Genomic DNA, 16,920 nt, shown 5'->3' with positions numbered 1-16,920 from the left:
AGTTAATGATTTTAGGAATTTACGAGACTTATCCACAAAATATAAACATGCGTGAATGCCGCGTACGCAAACATTGACCAGGCGGCAACATAGGGGAAAACCGTGCAAGGCTCATGTCCTGTTCCACATCCGGGAGATGAGCGATGCAAGACCTTCACAGCCGCCTTGGCGCGATGCGCCGCCCCCGCCTTTTGGTGCGGGCCGCGCGCATCGGCGCGAGCGAGTATCGCCGCCGCCCGCATCTGGCGCGGCTGCTGGGCGGACCCTGCCCGCCGCAGCACGGGGCGGCGCTGCTGCAACTGATGGAATTGGAAGAGATGCTCGATGATGGGCGCCAGCGCCGCGCGGCGGATTACTCTGCCGCGCAGCATGTGGAGCTTTTGGCCGCGATCATCGGCGAGGCGCGGGCCCTGCAGTCCGGTTTAGGGGCCAGCGTGCAGATCAGCGCTGGGGCCAGCGCCTGAGCGCCGCCCTCAGAGGAAGGCGTCGGGGACGGCGGCCTTCTTGCGGGCCACGTACTCAGAGAGCGCAGCCTCGACATCGGCGTCGATGGCGGGCTGCTCATAGCTCGCCAGCAGCGCCTTCACCCGCGCGCTCGCCAGTTGCATCGTGTCGCGCGCGCCCTCTTCGGACCATGTCTCGAAGGGTTTGTAATCAAAGAGTTCCGAACGCCAGAAGGCGGTCTTGAAGTTGTCCTGCGTGTGCGCGCAGCCAAGGTAGTGCCCGCCCGGCCCCACCTCGCGGATCGCATCCAGCGCCTGCGTGCTCTCGTCCACGGTGATGCCCTGCGCGAACTTGTGCAGCGCGCCCAGCTGATCGGCGTCCATGACGAATTTCTCGTAGGACGCCACCAGCCCGCCCTCGAGCCAGCCGCAGGCATGCAGCATGAAGTTGACCCCCGCCTGCAGCCCCATGTTGAGCGAATTGGCGCTCTCATAACCCGCCTGCGCGTCGGGCAGTTTCGAGCCGCAGAAGCCCCCCGCCGAACGGTAGGGCAGCCCCAGCCGCCGCGCCAACTGGCCGACGCCATAGGTGATCTGCGAGGCCTCGGGCGTGCCGAAGGTGGGCGCCCCGGAATTCATGTCGATCGAGGTGACGAAGGCGCCGAAGATCACCGGCGCGCCCTTGCGCACCAATTGGGCGTAGGCGATGCCCGCCATTCCCTCGGCCAGCACCTGCGTCAGCGTGCCCGCCACCGAGACCGGCGCCATCGCCCCGCCAACGATGAAGGGCGAGACGATGCAGGCCTGATTGGCGGCGGCATAGACCTCCAGCGCGCCCATCATCGTATCGTCGAAGGTCAACGGCGAGTTGATGTTGATCAGCGAGGTCATCACCGTGTTGTCGCGCACGAACTCCTTGCCGAAGAGGATCTCGCACATCTCGACGCTGTCGCGCGCCCGTCCCGGCTCTGTCACCGAGCCCATGAAGGGCTTGTCCGACAGCGTCATATGGGCGTGCAGCATGTCAAGGTGACGCTTGTTCACCGCCACATCGGTGGGCTCGCAGAGCGTGCCGCCCGAATGGTGCAGCCAGCGCGACATCTGCCCCAGCTTCACGAAGTTGCGGAAATCCTCGATGGTGCCATAGCGGCGCCCCTTCTCGGCGTCCTGCACGAAGGGCGGGCCATAGACCGGCGCCAGCACCAGCGAGCGCCCGCCGATCTCGACGCTGCGCGCGGGGTTGCGGGCGTGCTGGGTGATCGCCGAGGGGGCATGAGCGCACAGTTGCCGCGCCAGCCCGCGCGGGATGCGCACGCGCTCGCCCTCGATCTCTGCCCCGGCCTCGCGCCAGCGCTCCAGCGCGGCGGGGTTGTTGACGAAATTCACGCCGATCTCTTCCAGCACCGTCTCGGCGCCAGCCTCGATCATCTGAAGCGCTTCTTCGTTCAGCAGCTCGAAGTTGGGGATGTTGCGTTCGATGAAGCGCGCCGTCTCGACCTGTGCCGAGCCGCGCGCCGCGCGCCGTGCCGCACCACCGCCGCTGCGGGTCCGTTTCCGCGTTTCCGTCTCAGACATGGCGCCTCTCCCGTTCCGTCGCATGCCCCTCAGTAGTAGCCCGGACCGGCACTGGCCAGAGCCGAGTTTTGCGCCGCCCTGCAGACAAATGCGACATCTCCGCGCCGCTTGGCGGCACGAAACGGCTTCTTAAGCTGTATCCGGTTAGCATGTTTTCGGGGTGCGGGGCTTTGCATCAAGGCCAAAGGGGGCTCACCATGAGGGATGAGCAACTGACAACGCAGGCGCGTGCGACAGAGGGGCGTGCCACTGACGCAAGCCCAACGGAGGCGTGTCCAACAGAGCCGCGACCGCTTGGCAGCGCCGAAATCGGCGCATTGGCGCATCTCTACCGCAGCGAGGTCTACCGCTGCTCGATCTGGCGCACCCGGCTCGACACCACGACCAACTGGGCGGTGGTGACGCTGGGGGTCGCGCTGTCGATCGCCTATGCCGCCCCCGACGCCTCGCCGCTGCCGCTGGTGCTGGTGGGCATTCTGAACCTCTTTTTCCTGACGCTGGAGGCGCGGCGCTATCGCTACTGCGATCTCTGGCGCCGCCGTTTCCGCAATATGGAGATGAATTTCTACGGCCCGATGCTGGGCGCCGCCGCGGGCTCCGATCTCTGGGCGCAGGACTTGCGCAGCGATTACCGCCGCCCGGTGTTCCGCATCAGCTATCTGCACGCCATGGGGCGACGAATCCGCCGCTGCTATTTCTGGATCATGCTGATCCAGATCCTCGCCTTTGTGGGCAAGATCACCGTGCATCCTTTCAGCGTGACATCGCTGCAGGAGGCGCTGGATCGTGCAGCCGTCGGGTCGGTGTCCGGCGCGGTCATGGCCTTCGGCGGGCTGATCTACGCGGCCAGCTTTGCGGCGCTGGCGCTCTGGAGCTGGCAGCTCGATCGGAAAGATCAAATTCAAAACGATATTCCCCAGCCAGACGCGATCTACTGAGCGGCGATTAAGCCCCGGTTCAGACCTCCCGGGGCACAACCAACGCGCATAATGGCCCGCAGACACCGAGGAGGCGCGCAATGGAACACGCAGCAAAAGCTCAGGAGGGACGCCTTGCACCTCGGTTTTGCCAGATGCACCGCGGATTGCATGGCCTGCTGCTCGCCCTCGCTGCGGCGCTGCACCCGCTCGAAGCATCGGCTGAGGCAAAGGTCACCTATCCGCCTGCGGCGCATGGCACCGGTCATAGCGACGGGCACGGAAGCGCGGCGCCCTCCCATGCCGCTGCGCAGGGGGGCAGCCAGACGGCAGCGCAGGGGTCTGAACACAGCGCTGCAGGCGGCCATGCGCTCGGCCCGGGCGTGGACCAGAGCGGCGGACAGAGCGGCGGACATGCTGCACCGATCCCCGAGGAAAGCGGCGCGCTCTGTCAGGGCTTCGGCCCGCAGACACCGCGCGACATCGGCAACCGGCACGGGCTCAACCCCGCCGGTTTCACCCTCGCCCCGCCGCCCGAAGAGATGAACCTGTGCAACATCCACACCCACACCAATGCCGAACACCTCGGCCCCGGCTTCTCGATCTACGCCGGTCCGGGAGAGAATGGCGGCTTCAAATGCGCGGGCTCGCAGGGGCTTTCCGACGCCGAACTGACGCGCCCGCATGGCAGCCCCGCGCGCTTTGAAGGGGTGGAGCCCGGCGACACGATCGAAGTGCATTGGGTCTATTCCTCCTGCGCGGTCGCGCCCGGCCCCGGGCTGGGATCCTGCCTCTCGGATGCCTGCTCGAACCCAGAGCTGCGGGTGGAATCGCAGGTCTTTTTGGTGGTGAACGACCCCAACGCGCTGGATTTTCGCGACTTCATCTATTTCGGCACCCTGCGCGAGGGGCGCTATCAGGCGCGCGGTCTGCCCACCGGCACCGGCGCGCCGGTGGTGTTCCGCGGCTCCACCACCGGCCCCAGCTACAGCCAACAGGTCTGCTCGCCGCTGCAGGTCACTTGGTCGGTCCGGCCCCGCTGTGCCCGGCTCGACATTTCGACCCTCGACGCATGGGCGGGCATGGGCAATGTCTTTGAAGAAACCCACAGCCATGGCGTGCGCAGACTGGTGACCGCCCCGGCGCTGCTCAGCCAGATCGAGTGAACCGCGACGGATGCCCGCGCGCAGAGGCTGGCGAACAAGACCCGGCAAAGCCTGCCAATCCCCCGCCGATGCGGGTATCAGCGGGCGCGATCCGCCTTGGAAATGCGGCAAATCCCTTCAGGCCGCACCCAGCCTCTTGCGCGTTGCGCGCCGCCCGCCTAAAGCAGCCGCATGACCCAGCATGATCGCCTCCTCATCATCGACTTCGGTAGCCAGGTGACGCAGCTTATCGCGCGGCGCCTGCGTGAGCTGAACGTCTACTGCGAGATCCACCCCTATCAGAACGTCACCGACGACTTTCTGAAGGAGTTCGCCCCCAAGGCCATCGTCTTCTCCGGTGGCCCCGACAGCGTGACGCGCGAGGGCTCGCCTCGCCCGCCCAAATCCGCCTATGACCTCGGCGTGCCGATCCTCGGCATCTGCTATGGCCAGCAGGTCATGATGCATGACCTCGGCGGCAAGGTCGAAGCCGGCCAGAGCCACACCGCAGAGTTCGGCCGCGCCTATGTGACCCCGAACGACGACCGCCTCGACCTGATGTCGGGCTGGTTCCTCGACGGCACCGGCCGCGAGCAGGTGTGGATGAGCCACGGCGACCACGTCTCGGAAATTGCCCCGGGCTTCAAGGTGTTCGCCACCTCGCCCGGCGCGCCCTTCGCGGTGACCGCCGACCCCGAGCGCAAGTTCTACGCCGTGCAGTTCCACCCCGAGGTGCACCACACGCCCAACGGCAAGACGCTTTACGAAAACTTCATCAAGGAAGCCGGCTTCACCGGCGACTGGACGATGGATGCCTACCGCGAAGAGGCCGTGCGCCAGATCCGCGAGCAGGTGGGCGACGCCAAGGTGATCTGCGCGCTTTCGGGCGGCGTCGACAGCTCGGTCACCGCCGCGCTGCTGCATGAGGCGATCGGCGAGCAGCTGACCTGCGTCTTCGTCGACCACGGGCTCTTGCGCCTCAACGAGGCCGACGAGGTCGTCGCGATGTTCCGCGATCACATGAACCTCTCGGTGATCCACGCGCAGGAGCAGGATCTGTTCCTTGGCGAGCTTGAGGGCGTCTCCGACCCCGAGACCAAGCGCAAGATCATCGGCAAGCTGTTCATCGACGTGTTCCAGAAATACGCCGACGGCATCGAGGGCGCGCAGTTCCTCGCGCAGGGCACGCTTTATCCCGACGTGATCGAGAGCGTCAGCTTCTCGGGCGGCCCGTCGGTCACCATCAAGTCGCACCACAACGTGGGCGGCCTGCCGGAGAAGATGGGCCTCAAGCTGGTCGAGCCGCTGCGCGAGCTCTTCAAGGACGAGGTCCGCGTGCTGGGTCACGAGCTTGGCCTGCCCGCCAGCTTCATTGGCCGCCACCCCTTCCCCGGTCCGGGTCTGGCGATCCGCTGCCCCGGCGAGATCACCCGCGAAAAGCTCGACATCCTGCGCAAGGCGGATGCGGTCTATATCGACCAGATCCGCAAGCATGGCCTCTATGACGAGATCTGGCAGGCCTTCGTGGCGATTCTGCCGGTGCGCACCGTGGGCGTGATGGGCGATGGCCGCACCTACGACTATGCCTGCGCGCTGCGTGCGGTGACCTCGGTCGACGGGATGACGGCGGATTACTACCCGTTCAGCCATGAGTTCCTTGGCGAGACCGCGACGCGGATCATCAACGAGGTGAAGGGCATCAACCGCTGCACCTATGACATCACCTCGAAGCCTCCGGGCACGATCGAGTGGGAATGATCTGACATAAAGAAAGGCCGGGGTTCGCCCCGGCCTTTTGCTTTGCGGCTGCTTGGCGGCTGCTTGGCGGGAGTGCCGCCTGCGAAAATCCGGCGCTTCCGGCCAGGCTTCCGGTCAGCCCGCGACCAGCGAGCCCACGCGCGCCACCTGCCCGCCGCCCACCGGCGCGGCGACACCCGTGGTCGAAGGCCCGGAGGTCGGCCAGCCCTGCGCCACGCGCACCGCCAGAAAGCCGAAGGCCTGCGCTTCGAGCATGTCGCCGTCGAGCCCGGCCTCTTCCACCGGCACCACCGGGCAGTCGAGCCCGGCCGACAGCATCGCCATCATCACCGGGTTGTGGCGCCCGCCGCCAGTGACCAGCAGCCGCTCGGGCGGGATCGGGCAATGCTCCATGCCTTGCATCACCGCGGCGGCGGCCATCGCTGTCATCGTCGCGGCGGCATCGGCGTCGGACAGCTCGCGCACCAGATCGAGCATCAGCGAGAAATCATCCCGATCGAGGGATTTGGGCGGCATGCGGCGAAAGAACCCCTCTTCGAGGAACAGCTCCAGCGCGCCATCGACCACCTCGCCCTTCGCGGCCAGCTGCCCGTCGCGGTCGCAGTCGAGCCCAAGCCGCTCGCCCACCAGATCGTTGATCGGCGCATTCGCGGGCCCGGTGTCAAAGGCCAAGAGCGCGCCGGGCGCTTCGGGCGAGGCTTTGCGCGGATCGACCCACGTGAGGTTGCCGACGCCGCCGAGGTTGAGGAAGGCGACGGGCCGGGTTGCCCCGATCTTCTTGGCACAGGCGAAATGATAGAAGGGCGCAAGCGGCGCGCCCTCGCCCCCCAGCGCCACATCGGCAGAGCGGAAATCCCACACCACGTCGCGATCCAGCGCCTCGGCCAGTGCTCCGCCGTCGCCCAATTGATGCGTGCCACGGCCCTGCGGCTCATGCGCCAGCGTCTGGCCATGAAAGCCCACCAGCTCGGCCTCGGGGAACTGCGACAAAAGCTCGATATGCGCGCGCTGCGTCACATCGAGCGCCGCGGCCAGAACCTCGGCGTTCTCCTCGACCGGCCAGCACCCGAGCGCCGCGCGCAGCACGGACCGCTCGGCCTCGGAATAGGGCCGATAGCCCGTGCGCCCAAACTCATGGATTTCAGCGCCATCGGTGCGGATCAGCGCCGCGTCGACCCCATCGAGAGAGGTCCCCGACATACACCCAAGTGCCCAAACGGAGCGTGCACCCAACTTGCCCTTCACCTTCGCCTTCCCCGCGCTTATAGGAACGGTCGAACTATAGAAGGGATCCGCGATGACCTACCATCCCAAATCGGACTTCATGCGCGTCATGATCGAGCGCGGCTATCTGGCCGACTGCACCGATTATCAGGGCCTCGACGAGGCGCTGAGCAAAGGCGTGGTCACTGCGTATATCGGCTATGACGCGACGGCCAAATCGCTGCATGTGGGCCATTTGCTCAACATTATGATGCTGCGCTGGCTGCAGAAAACCGGGCACAAGCCGATCACCCTGATGGGCGGCGGCACCACCAAGGTGGGCGACCCCTCGTTCCGCTCGGACGAGCGCCCGCTGCTCGGGCCGGAGCAGATCGACGCCAATATCGAGGGCATGAAGCAGGTCTTCGCGAAATACCTGCAATACGGCGGCGGCGAGACCGACGCGCTGATGCTCAACAACGCCGAATGGCTCGACGGGCTCAACTACCTGGAGTTCCTGCGCGACATCGGGCGGCACTTCTCGGTGAACCGCATGCTGAGCTTCGAGAGCGTGAAATCGCGCCTCGACCGCGAGCAGTCGCTGTCGTTCCTCGAGTTTAACTACATGATCCTGCAGGCCTATGACTTCCTTGAGCTGAACCGTCGCTATGGCTGCGTTCTGCAGATGGGCGGCTCGGACCAATGGGGCAATATCGTCAACGGCATCGACCTGACCCGGCGGGTGCTCGACAATGAGATTTATGGTCTCACCTCGCCGCTGCTGACCACCTCGGACGGCCGCAAGATGGGCAAGAGCCAGGGCGGCGCCATGTGGCTCAACGCCGACATGCTCTCGCCCTACGAGTTCTGGCAGTTCTGGCGCAACACCACCGACGCCGACACCGGCCGCTTCCTCAAGCTCTACACCGAGCTGCCGGTCGAGGAATGCGAGCGGCTGGGATCGCTGCAGGGCTCGGAGATCAACGAGGCCAAGATCATCCTCGCCAATGAGGTGACCACGCTGTGCCACGGGGCCGAGGCCGCCGCCGCCGCCGAGGCGACCGCGCGCGAGGTCTTCGAAAAGGGCGGCGTCGGGGATGACCTGCCGACGCTGGAGCTTACCGCTGAAGAGATCGGCGACGGCATTTCCATCGTGCAGGTGATCGTGCGCGCGGGCCTTGCCAAATCGGGCAAGGAGGCCAAGCGCCTGATCGCCGAGAATGGCGCGCGCATGGATGACGCGCCGCTGACCGACGCCGGGCTGATGCTGGACGCGGGCAAGCTGGCCGCGCCGGTGAAGCTCTCGGCGGGCAAGAAGCGCCACGCGCTGGTGAAGCTGGGCTGAGCCCTGGCTTTTCCGCGCAATGATCGAGGGGCGGCGCCGCGGGCGCTGCCCCTTTTCGGTTAAGGGGCGATGCCGTCCGTTGCCCGAAACCGTGGCCGCGCTGCATCGCCCTGCAGATCGGGTCTTGCCCCCGACGCGGCGCCGGGCCAGTCTCGCGCCGCGAGAGGACCCCATGACCAAGACTATCACACAGCCCGGTAAACAGTCCGGTAAAAGTTCCGGTTTTATCGGTGGCGCGATGCGCTGCCACGCGCAGGGTGGACCGACCCGATGAGCGCGGTGCAACTGACCGGCACGATGACCGCCCCCGAAGACCGCGCCGATGCCGTGCGCGCCGCCATGCCCGAGCACATTCGCCTCAGCCGCGAAGAGCCGGGCTGCGTCTTTTTCGAGCTTCGAGAAACCGATCCCGGTGTGTTCGAGGTCTCCGAGCTTTTCCTGAACCGCGCCGCCTTTGACGCGCATCAGGCGCGCACCCGCGCCAGCGACTGGTTCCGCGTCACCGGCGATCTGCCCCGCGACTACGACGTGGCCGACCTGTGAGCGCGCCGCTCGCCGCCAGCGCCGCGCCGAGCGCGGTGCCGAGGGCCGCGCTGTGGATGATCGGCTCGATCATCTCGTTCAGCGCCATGGCGGTGGCCGGACGCTATGTGAGCTCCGGCCTCGATACCTTCGAGATCATGCTCTACCGCTCGCTGATCGGCGTCACCATCGTCAGCGCCGTGGTAATCGGCACTGGTCGGCGCAAGACCATCACCACGCGCCATATCGGCACGCAGATCACCCGCAACCTGTGCCATTTCACCGGGCAGAACCTATGGCTCTATGCGATCACCGTGATCCCGCTGGCGCAGGTCTTTGCGCTGGAATTCACCGGACCGATCTGGGCGCTGCTGCTGGCGCCGCTGGTGCTGGGCGAGCGGCTCACATGGCCGCGCGCCGGAGCCGCGCTGATCGGTTTTCTCGGCATTCTGATCGTCACCCGGCCTTCGCCCGAAACGCTTTCGCCGGGGATTTTCGCCGCGGCCGGGGCGGCCATCGGTTTTGCCGGATCGGCGATCTACACCCGCAAACTGACCCGCAGCGAAAGCACGCTGTGCATCCTCTTCTGGCTGACGGTGACGCAGGCGGTGATGGGCCTCATCTGCGCGGGCTATGACGGGCAGATCGCCCTGCCCTCCGCCGCCGCATGGCCCGGCGTGGTGGTCATCGGCCTTGCCGGGCTTTGCGCGCATTACTGCCTGACCACCGCGCTTGGCCTCGCGCCCGCCTCGGTGGTCATGCCGATCGATTTCACCCGGCTGCCGGTGATCGCCATCGTCGGCATGCTGCTCTATGCCGAGCCGCTCGACCCTTGGGTGCTGCTGGGGGCGGCGATCATTTTCGCCGCCAATTACGCCAATATCCTGCGCGAGACCCGCGCCGCCCGCCGCATATCGGCGCCGCACGGCTGATCGTGGGATTTGACGCCGCCCGCGCGCGCAAGTACCTGTCGGGGCGGACGAATGGAGAGCCGAAGAATGCTGTATAACACCGCCGCCGAGTGGCGCGACGCGCCCCGCAAGCACGTGGTGCTCTTTGCCATGTCGGGGCTTGGGAAGACCCATGTCTCGTCGATGCTGCGGCAGTCGGGGGATTGGTTCCACTATTCGATCGATTACCGCATCGGCACGCGTTACATGGGCGAATATATCGCCGACAACGCCAAGGCCGAGGCGATGAAGAACCCGTTCCTGCGCGAGCTTCTTCTGTCGGACTCGATCTACATCGGCTCGAACATCACCTTCGAGAACCTCACGCCCGTCTCCACCTATCTGGGCAAACCCGGTGATCCCGCGCGCGGCGGCCTTGCCATGGACAGCTACCGCCTGCGGCAGGAACAGTTCCGCCGCGCGGAAGAGCAAGCCTTGCTTGATACTGGCTATTTTATCGAACGCGCGCAGCAGCTTTACGGCTACCCGCATTTCATCTGCGACACCGGCGGGTCGATCTGCGAATGGGTGGATGCCGAGAACCCGGCGGACCCGATCCTGACCGAATTGTCGCGGCAGGCGTTGATGATCTGGATTCGCGGCAGCGAGGCGCATACCGAGGAGTTGGTGCGCCGCTTCGATCGCGCCCCGAAGCCGATGGCCTATCAGCCCGAATTCCTCGCAAGTGCGTGGACGGCCTACCTTGACGAGAAAGGGCTCGCCGAAAGCGCCGTGGACCCTGACGACTTCATTCGCTGGACCTACGCGCGGGCCTTGGCGCACCGGCAGCCGCGCTATGAGGCGATGGCGCGGAACTGGGGCGTCACGGTCGAGGCCGCCGATATGGCGACGGTCCGGGACGAAGCGGATTTCACCGAGGTGGTTGCACAGGCGCTCGCGGCGCGGGGCTGAACCACCGGCGCAGGGCTTCTTCGTGGCGCGGGGTGCATGAGGCGGCGCATTAGACCGAGATCCTCGGGACCCCGATGTCCCAATGCCCCCAACCCTGAGGTCACGCAGCGGCATTGTCCTGCCGCCCCACCTGCTGCCCGGTCGGAACGCCAAGCCGGAACCCCTGAATGAGATGCGAGAGTTTGCCCGCGTCGCCGCGCAGCATATGCGCGGCCGCCGTGCTCTGCTCGACCATGGCAGCATTCTGCTGGGTGACCCGATCAAGGTTGCTGACGCCGGTGTTGATCTCGGTCAGCCCTTGGGCCTGTTCCGAAGCGACCCCGGCGATATTGCTGACGAGCGCCGAGATCTGACCGACCTGCGCCACCACTTCGCTCAGCGCCTCGCCAGAGCGTTCCACCAGTTCCACCCCGTCGCGCACCCGATCGGCAGAGCCGCTGATCAGCGTCTTGATCTGCTGCGCCGCGTCGGAGCTGCGCTGCGCCAGCGCGCGCACCTCGGAGGCGACAACCGCAAAGCCCTTGCCGGAAGATCCCGCACGCGCGGCCTCGACCCCGGCGTTGAGGGCCAGAAGATTGGTCTGGAAGGCGATGTCGTCGATCACCCCGATGATCTCGTTGATCTGCTGCGAGCTGCGCTCGATCCCGCCCATGGCTTCGACCGCCGAGCGCATCACCTCGCCGTTTTGATCGGCCAGTTTCGAAGCGGTCTGAACGCTGTTTTCCGCATCACGGGCCGATTGCGCCGCGTCGCGCACGCTGGAGAGCATCTGGTCAAGCGCGGCGGCGGTCTGCTCGAGTGTCGCGGCCTGCGTCTCGGTGCGGCGGGACAGATCGTCAGAGGCTTTGGCGATCTCTTCGGCGCTGCCATGGATATTAAGCGCGCCTGCATTCACCTCGGTCATCGCGGCGCGCAGGCTGTCGACCGCGCGATTGTAATTGCCGCGCAATTCTTCGTATTCGTCGGGGAATTCTTCCCGAATGCTGTGTTCGAGCGAGCCTTCAGCCAGTTCGTTCAGCGCCTCGCTGAGATGGCGCACCACGCGGTTCTGCGCCTCATGCGCGCGCCCCCGCGCCTCCTGAGCATCGCGGCCCCGACCCAGCGTTTCGGTCAGATCCGCAAGATGCCGCGCCAGATCGCCAAACTCATCGCGCCGCCCGTGCATCGACAGTTCGACGTCATAGGCCCCTGCCGCCACCCGTGACATGGCCTGTTGCAGCGTTGCCAGAGGGCGCAGCACCACGCGGCGCAACCAAAGGAGCGACACCAGCAGCATCACCGCAAGGCTGCCTGCCCCGGTGAGCAGCATGAGCTGTCGGTCCCAGACCGTGGCGGCGCGAAGACCCGCATCACTCCAGACCTCGGCAACGGCGGCCACGGGTGCGCCCTCGGGCGACAGACGTTCCGGGACGGCGACCATATGGCCCTGCGTATTCCCCTGCCTCGTGCCGCTTTCGAGCGCCTCGCGCGCCAGCGCCTCAAGCTCGGGCAGGAGGGGCCCCAAATCGCCAACTTGAGCGAGAATCTCCCCACTGGCGGAGATGACCAACCCGCCCAAAAGATCAGGGCCGCTGGCCTCGAGATGTTCGGCTAGAAGCGCCTCGACCCGCTCTGCGTCACCAAAACGGATCGCAGGCAGCAATGTGCCCGCCGCCGAGTCGATTGACTGGCGCGCCGTGGCCGCGATCCCCAGCGCGGTCACGCGATCTCCCAGGCGCCACGCCTGCCATGCCAGAAGGCTGGCGACCACAAGCGTTGCAAGCACCACCAGCCCTGCAACTTTGAAGAAGACCGAGCCTGGAAACAGGCGCAGCGTTCCGATCTTCCCGGCAATGCCGGCGGCCCGCACCTTCACTGCAGCATCTCCGCGTTGAGCCCCGCCGTCAGTGCGCCCAGAGGCGCGCCGCTGTCAGGATCGGAAATCGTCATGGAGACCTGAACGAGGTAGTGCTGGCTCGATTCGTCGAATTCCACATCGCCCACATGCAGCGCGCCCGCGCCCTGCGGGACGGTTTCAAGGAATTTTGCCTCGTCGCCCTGCCAACAGTCCGAAGTGACATGGGACATCGCCACATTGAGGCCCCGCCCATCCATGACGAAGACTTCGGTGATCAAACCGTGAGACGAATAGGCGCGGGCCATAAGCATCTGCGACACCGGATTTTCCAGCACCGCGGCGATTGTCGGTGTCTCCGCCGCGCCGATCTCGGCCCGCCAGCGCGCGTCGAGCGCATCGATCTGCGCCGCATCATAGCCCGATGTCACGGCGTTCTGCTCGGTCAGCGCATGAAGGATCTGAGGATCGGTCAGCAATGGCGTGACCTGCGCCTCGATCGCGGCCTGCAAAGCACCGGCGTCCACCTGCTGCGCCCGCGCCGCGCCGCTGCAGAGGCCGGAGCAAAGGCAGGCGAGCGACAGCGCACCGACAGCCAATGCGCCATGCGGCGCCCGAGGCCGCCCCCCGAGGGGACGCGACGTCGTGGCGTGATCACTTGAAATCTTTGGGAAACCGTCGGCTGTGCCGATCATGTCAGACCTCCGCAGGCAAGGGGCATATCCCCTGCTCTAAGCCCGATTTCCTCACGTCGGGTTAAGACGCACCGCATATTTGCCCCGATATTCCATCGGCTTTCCCCCGCCTGCACCAGCTTGCAGCGGCGTCCGCGCCGGGCCAGAAGGGGGGCGAGAGCCCTTCGGAGACCGTCATGACCTATGTGATCCTTGCCTTCGCCGTGCTGGCCGAGACCATCGGCACCGCCGCCCTGCAGGCGAGCCAGCAATTCACCCGCCCGCTGCCCTCGGTGATCGTCGTGGTCGCCTATGCCGCGGCCTTCTACCTGCTGGCGATGGTGCTGCGCGCCATGCCCGTGGGGCTGGCCTATGCCATGTGGTCGGGGCTTGGGATCGTCTTCATCTCGATCATCGGGCTGGTCGCCTTCGGGCAGAAGCTGGACCTCGCGGCGATCCTCGGAATGGGGCTGATTGTTGCCGGGATCCTCGTGATTCACCTGTTTTCCGGCGCCTCGCCGCATTAGGGCTGGCTTTTTGTCGCCTGCGCGGATAACCCGCGCGCAAACCTCCCTTCAAAGGCATTCCTATGGACCTGCGCAATATCGCGATCATCGCACACGTTGACCATGGCAAGACCACGCTTGTGGACGAGCTGCTCAAACAGTCCGGCGCGTTCCGCGAGAACCAAGCCGTGGCCGAGCGCGCCATGGACAGCAACGATCTCGAACGCGAGCGCGGCATCACCATCTTCGCCAAGCCGACCTCGGTGGAGTGGAAAGACACCCGCATCAACATCGTCGACACCCCCGGTCACGCCGATTTCGGCGGCGAGGTGGAGCGTATTCTGAGCATGGTCGACGGCGTTGTGCTGCTGGTGGACGCGGCCGAAGGCCCGATGCCGCAGACCAAATTCGTGACCTCCAAGGCGCTCGCCCTCGGCCTGCGCCCGATCGTCGTTCTGAACAAGGTCGACAAGCCCGACGCCGAGCCCGACCGCGCGCTCGACGAGTGCTTTGACCTCTTCGCCTCGCTGGGCGCGGACGAAGACCAGCTGGACTTCCCGCATATGTACGCCTCGGGCCGCAACGGCTGGGCCGATGCCGAGCTCGACGGGCCGCGCAAGGACCTCTCGGCGCTGTTCAACCTGATCGTGAACCACGTCCCCGCCCCCAAGCAGATCAAGCATCAGGACGAAGATTTCCGCATGCTGGCGACCACGCTGGGCAGCGACCCCTTCGTGGGCCGTCTGCTGACCGGCCGCATCGAGAGCGGCCGCGTCAAGGTGGGCCAGACCGTGCAGGCGATCAGCCGCATCGGCCAGAAGATCGAGCAGTTCCGCGTCACCCGCGTGCAGGCCTTCCGTGGCCTCGCGCAGGCCGACATCGACGAGGGTCTGGCCGGCGACATCGTCTCGCTCGCAGGGATGACCAAGGCGACCGTGGCCGACACGATCTGTGCCCTCGCCGTGGACGAGCCGCTTGACGCACAGCCGATCGACCCGCCCACCATCACCGTGACCTTCGGCATCAACGACAGCCCGCTGGCTGGCCGTGACGGCAAGAAAGTGCAGTCGCGCGTGATCCGCGAGCGCCTAATGAAAGAAGCCGAAGGCAACGTGGCGATCAAGATCGCCGACACCCCCGGCGGCGAGGCCTTCGAAGTGTCGGGCCGCGGCGAACTGCAGATGGGCGTTCTCATCGAGAACATGCGCCGCGAGGGCTTTGAGCTCAGCATCTCGCGTCCGCAGGTGATCATGAAGGAAGAAGACGGCCAGCGCATGGAGCCGGTCGAGGAAGTCACCATCGACGTGGATGACGAATACACCGGCGCGGTGATCGAAAAGCTCACCGGTCCGCGCAAGGGCGAGCTGGTCGAGATGAAACCCGCCGGCGCCGGCAAGACCCGCATCGTCGGCCATGTGCCGTCGCGCGGTCTCATCGGCTACCACGGCGAGTTCCTCACCGACACCCGCGGCACCGGCGTGCTGAACCGCGTGTTCCACGGCTGGACCCCGCATAAGGGCCCGATCGAAGGCCGCCGCGCGGGCGTGCTGATCTCGATGGAGAACGGCGAGGCTGTGGCCTATGCGCTGTGGAACCTCGAGGACCGTGGCAAGATGTTCCTCGGCGCGCAGGCACCGGTCTATCAGGGCATGATCATCGGCGAGCACAGCCGTGACAACGATCTCGAAGTGAACCCGCTGAAAGGCAAGAAGCTGACCAACGTGCGGGCCTCGGGCACCGACGAAGCGGTCCGCCTGACCACGCCGATCACCCTGTCGCTGGAAGAGGCCATCGCCTACATCAACGACGACGAGCTGGTGGAAGTGACGCCGAACGCGATCCGTCTGCGCAAGCGCTACCTCGACCCGCACGAGCGCAAGCGCCAGTCGCGCAGCCAGTAAGCCGAAGCGCCGCGGGGGCCAGCCCCCGCGCACGGGATCAAGCGGGGGCCAGCCCCCGCACCCTGGACTAGGCGGGGGCCAGCCCCCGCACCCCCGGCGTATTTTCAAAGAGAAGAAGATGCAGAGCGGTCCTTTCGGGGGCCGCTCTTTTCTTTTTGGGATGTTTCGGGAGGTGCGGCGGCGGCGCTCAGACGGGCGACAGGCGGTCCCCGATGCGGATCGCGCCGGGGTGGATCACCTCGGCGCACCATCCGCCATGGCCGCGCATGGCGTTGTAACCGCCCTGCCCCAGCGCCTTTTCCATCCGCGAGCAGGGCGCGCACACCGTGGTGAAGCGCAGGCGCGCCTCGCCGAGCGTCACCTCCCGCCCGCGCAGGGCCGAGAGGTTGATGCCAGAGATGGCGAGGTTCCGGCGCAGCACCTCGGGGGCCAGCGTCTCATGGCCGCAGAGCGCGGCGATGACCGGCAGATGCTCGGCCTGAATGAGCGTGACCGCGCGTTTGCCGGGGCGGCCATGGTCGCCCCCCAGCCCGGCTTCGGAGATCAGCGCCTCGGGCACAGAGCGCAGCGGCGCAAGGCGCTCGGCGCGCAGGCCGATCCAATCGAGCCGGCCCGGCGCGTGATGGGTTTCCAGAAGAGCCTTGAGGCTCACCGGGTCATTCGGAGGTTTCGACGATCAGCAGCTCGCGCTCGGAGGCGCCGCGCGCGTGGCTCAGGGCCTCTTGGTACTCGGGCGAGTGATAGCAGGTCTCTGCCGCCTCGACCGAGGGGAATTTCGCCACGACATTGCGCGGGCGTTCCTTGCCCTCGAGCTGCACGAAGCGCCCGCCGCGGGCGATGAACTGCCCGCCATGCGCGGCAATCGCCGGACCCGCCAGCTTGGCATATTTGCCATAGGCCTCTTCGTCCGTGACGGTGACATGGGCGATCCAGAGTGCGGGCATCAGTTCATTCCTTCGACGATGACGAGATCCCGTTTCGAGGCCCTCAGGGCAATGGGCAGGATCCGCTGGTATTCGGGCGAGTTGTACCAGCGCTCGGCGGCGATGCGGCTGGGAAACTCGATGATCACGTGACGGCCCGGCCCATCGCCTTCGACAAAGCTTTGCGGGCCGCCCTTCACAATAAAGCGCCCGCCGAATTTCTCGGCGAGCGCAATGGTTTGGCCGGCATAGACGGCGTAATCCTCGTAATCGGTCACATCGATGCGCGCGATAACGTAGGCAGTCATGTGG

At 66.2% G+C, this 16,920-nt stretch carries 17 protein-coding genes; 10 read left to right on the top strand and 7 right to left on the bottom strand.

Annotated features, from left to right (window positions below):
* Positions 1 to 143: 143 nt before the first annotated feature.
* Positions 144 to 464 (top strand): DUF6477 family protein, encoded by a 321-nt coding sequence (locus G0A00_RS01480; protein WP_164179112.1) that lies wholly within the window; start codon positions 144 to 146, stop codon positions 462 to 464.
* A gap of 9 nt (positions 465 to 473) precedes the next feature.
* Here the strand turns inward: G0A00_RS01480 and G0A00_RS01475 are convergent, their stop codons facing one another.
* Entirely contained in the window at positions 474 to 2,018 is a 1,545-nt protein-coding gene (locus G0A00_RS01475; RefSeq protein WP_164179111.1) for a trimethylamine methyltransferase family protein, read from the bottom strand.
* A gap of 317 nt (positions 2,019 to 2,335) precedes the next feature.
* On the opposite strand from G0A00_RS01475, the gene G0A00_RS01470 reads away from it, so the two are divergent.
* The 3 genes from G0A00_RS01470 (at position 2,336) to guaA (ending at position 5,838) form a co-directional block, all read left to right on the top strand.
* On the top strand, positions 2,336 to 2,956 hold the full coding sequence (locus tag G0A00_RS01470; protein WP_235956741.1) for a DUF2270 domain-containing protein: 621 nt from the start codon (positions 2,336 to 2,338) through the stop codon (positions 2,954 to 2,956).
* Positions 2,957 to 3,090: 134 nt separating this feature from the next.
* Positions 3,091 to 4,101, top strand: coding sequence for a delta-class carbonic anhydrase (locus G0A00_RS26480; protein ID WP_235956740.1), 1,011 nt, complete (start codon positions 3,091 to 3,093; stop codon positions 4,099 to 4,101).
* Between the two features lie 171 nt (positions 4,102 to 4,272).
* On the top strand, positions 4,273 to 5,838 hold the full coding sequence (guaA, locus tag G0A00_RS01460; RefSeq protein ID WP_164179109.1) for a glutamine-hydrolyzing GMP synthase: 1,566 nt from the start codon (positions 4,273 to 4,275) through the stop codon (positions 5,836 to 5,838).
* A gap of 114 nt (positions 5,839 to 5,952) precedes the next feature.
* Here the strand turns inward: guaA and G0A00_RS01455 are convergent, their stop codons facing one another.
* The gene (locus G0A00_RS01455) at positions 5,953 to 7,038 is read right to left on the bottom strand and encodes an anhydro-N-acetylmuramic acid kinase (protein WP_235952895.1); all 1,086 of its coding nucleotides are present in this window, start codon (positions 7,036 to 7,038) and stop codon (positions 5,953 to 5,955) included.
* 97 nt (positions 7,039 to 7,135) lie between these two features.
* Here G0A00_RS01455 and tyrS point away from each other — a divergent pair, with 97 nt between their 5' ends.
* The 4 genes from tyrS to G0A00_RS01435 all read left to right on the top strand — a co-directional run bounded on the left by tyrS (position 7,136) and on the right by G0A00_RS01435 (position 10,770).
* Positions 7,136 to 8,386, top strand: a complete 1,251-nt coding sequence (gene tyrS / locus G0A00_RS01450) for a tyrosine--tRNA ligase (protein ID WP_164179107.1) — start codon at positions 7,136 to 7,138, stop codon at positions 8,384 to 8,386.
* Positions 8,387 to 8,656: 270 nt separating this feature from the next.
* Entirely contained in the window at positions 8,657 to 8,929 is a 273-nt protein-coding gene (locus G0A00_RS01445; RefSeq protein WP_164179106.1) for a putative quinol monooxygenase, read from the top strand.
* Positions 8,930 to 8,985: 56 nt separating this feature from the next.
* A complete protein-coding gene (locus G0A00_RS01440; protein ID WP_164179152.1) occupies positions 8,986 to 9,840 on the top strand; it encodes a DMT family transporter in 855 nt (284 codons plus the stop codon).
* Positions 9,841 to 9,906: 66 nt separating this feature from the next.
* Positions 9,907 to 10,770 carry an ATPase gene (locus G0A00_RS01435; RefSeq protein WP_164179105.1) on the top strand — a complete coding sequence of 288 codons (864 nt, stop codon included), beginning with the start codon at positions 9,907 to 9,909 and terminating at the stop codon, positions 10,768 to 10,770.
* A 100-nt stretch (positions 10,771 to 10,870) separates the two neighbouring features.
* Here G0A00_RS01435 and G0A00_RS01430 read toward each other — a convergent pair whose 3' ends face one another.
* Together G0A00_RS01430 and G0A00_RS01425 are read right to left on the bottom strand one after the other, a co-directional pair.
* Entirely contained in the window at positions 10,871 to 12,625 is a 1,755-nt protein-coding gene (locus G0A00_RS01430) for a methyl-accepting chemotaxis protein (protein WP_368667649.1), read from the bottom strand.
* Positions 12,622 to 13,299, bottom strand: a complete 678-nt coding sequence (locus tag G0A00_RS01425; protein WP_235952894.1) for a cache domain-containing protein — start codon at positions 13,297 to 13,299, stop codon at positions 12,622 to 12,624. The genes G0A00_RS01430 and G0A00_RS01425 overlap by 4 nt, the downstream gene beginning before the upstream one ends.
* Positions 13,300 to 13,475: 176 nt before the next feature.
* On the opposite strand from G0A00_RS01425, the gene G0A00_RS01420 reads away from it, so the two are divergent.
* On the top strand, positions 13,476 to 13,805 hold the full coding sequence (locus G0A00_RS01420) for an SMR family transporter (protein ID WP_164179104.1): 330 nt from the start codon (positions 13,476 to 13,478) through the stop codon (positions 13,803 to 13,805).
* A 62-nt stretch (positions 13,806 to 13,867) separates the two neighbouring features.
* Positions 13,868 to 15,685: a translational GTPase TypA gene (gene typA / locus G0A00_RS01415; RefSeq protein WP_164179103.1), complete on the top strand. Its 1,818-nt coding sequence runs from the start codon at positions 13,868 to 13,870 to the stop codon at positions 15,683 to 15,685.
* Positions 15,686 to 15,872: 187 nt separating this feature from the next.
* Here typA and G0A00_RS01410 read toward each other — a convergent pair whose 3' ends face one another.
* The 3 genes from G0A00_RS01410 to G0A00_RS01400 are packed head-to-tail and all read right to left on the bottom strand — an operon-like array spanning position 15,873 to position 16,916.
* On the bottom strand, positions 15,873 to 16,337 hold the full coding sequence (locus G0A00_RS01410; RefSeq protein WP_164179102.1) for an MOSC domain-containing protein: 465 nt from the start codon (positions 16,335 to 16,337) through the stop codon (positions 15,873 to 15,875).
* A 4-nt stretch (positions 16,338 to 16,341) separates the two neighbouring features.
* Positions 16,342 to 16,629, bottom strand: coding sequence for a DUF1330 domain-containing protein (locus G0A00_RS01405; RefSeq protein ID WP_066100665.1), 288 nt, complete (start codon positions 16,627 to 16,629; stop codon positions 16,342 to 16,344).
* Complete coding sequence (locus G0A00_RS01400) at positions 16,629 to 16,916, bottom strand: DUF1330 domain-containing protein (protein ID WP_164179101.1); 288 nt, start codon at positions 16,914 to 16,916, stop codon at positions 16,629 to 16,631. Before G0A00_RS01400 ends, G0A00_RS01405 begins: the two co-directional genes overlap by 1 nt.
* Between the last annotated feature and the right edge of the window lie 4 nt (positions 16,917 to 16,920).

Origin of the sequence: Salipiger sp. PrR002, from assembly GCF_010500775.1 — a bacterium.
Taxonomy (GTDB): Bacteria; Pseudomonadota; Alphaproteobacteria; order Rhodobacterales; family Rhodobacteraceae; genus Salipiger.
This window is presented reverse-complemented; position numbering and strand designations above follow the sequence as displayed.

Coding starts and splice junctions, on each gene's coding strand:
- G0A00_RS01480 (WP_164179112.1), top strand. CDS start 144: ATGCAAGACCTTCACAGCCGCCTTGGCGCGATGCGCCGCCCCCGCCTT.
- G0A00_RS01475 (WP_164179111.1), bottom strand. CDS start 2,018: ATGTCTGAGACGGAAACGCGGAAACGGACCCGCAGCGGCGGTGGTGCG.
- G0A00_RS26480 (WP_235956740.1), top strand. CDS start 3,091: ATGCACCGCGGATTGCATGGCCTGCTGCTCGCCCTCGCTGCGGCGCTG.
- guaA (WP_164179109.1), top strand. CDS start 4,273: ATGACCCAGCATGATCGCCTCCTCATCATCGACTTCGGTAGCCAGGTG.
- G0A00_RS01455 (WP_235952895.1), bottom strand. CDS start 7,038: ATGTCGGGGACCTCTCTCGATGGGGTCGACGCGGCGCTGATCCGCACC.
- tyrS (WP_164179107.1), top strand. CDS start 7,136: ATGACCTACCATCCCAAATCGGACTTCATGCGCGTCATGATCGAGCGC.
- G0A00_RS01445 (WP_164179106.1), top strand. CDS start 8,657: ATGAGCGCGGTGCAACTGACCGGCACGATGACCGCCCCCGAAGACCGC.
- G0A00_RS01440 (WP_164179152.1), top strand. CDS start 8,986: ATGATCGGCTCGATCATCTCGTTCAGCGCCATGGCGGTGGCCGGACGC.
- G0A00_RS01435 (WP_164179105.1), top strand. CDS start 9,907: ATGCTGTATAACACCGCCGCCGAGTGGCGCGACGCGCCCCGCAAGCAC.
- G0A00_RS01425 (WP_235952894.1), bottom strand. CDS start 13,299: ATGATCGGCACAGCCGACGGTTTCCCAAAGATTTCAAGTGATCACGCC.
- G0A00_RS01420 (WP_164179104.1), top strand. CDS start 13,476: ATGACCTATGTGATCCTTGCCTTCGCCGTGCTGGCCGAGACCATCGGC.
- typA (WP_164179103.1), top strand. CDS start 13,868: ATGGACCTGCGCAATATCGCGATCATCGCACACGTTGACCATGGCAAG.
- G0A00_RS01405 (WP_066100665.1), bottom strand. CDS start 16,629: ATGCCCGCACTCTGGATCGCCCATGTCACCGTCACGGACGAAGAGGCC.
- G0A00_RS01400 (WP_164179101.1), bottom strand. CDS start 16,916: ATGACTGCCTACGTTATCGCGCGCATCGATGTGACCGATTACGAGGAT.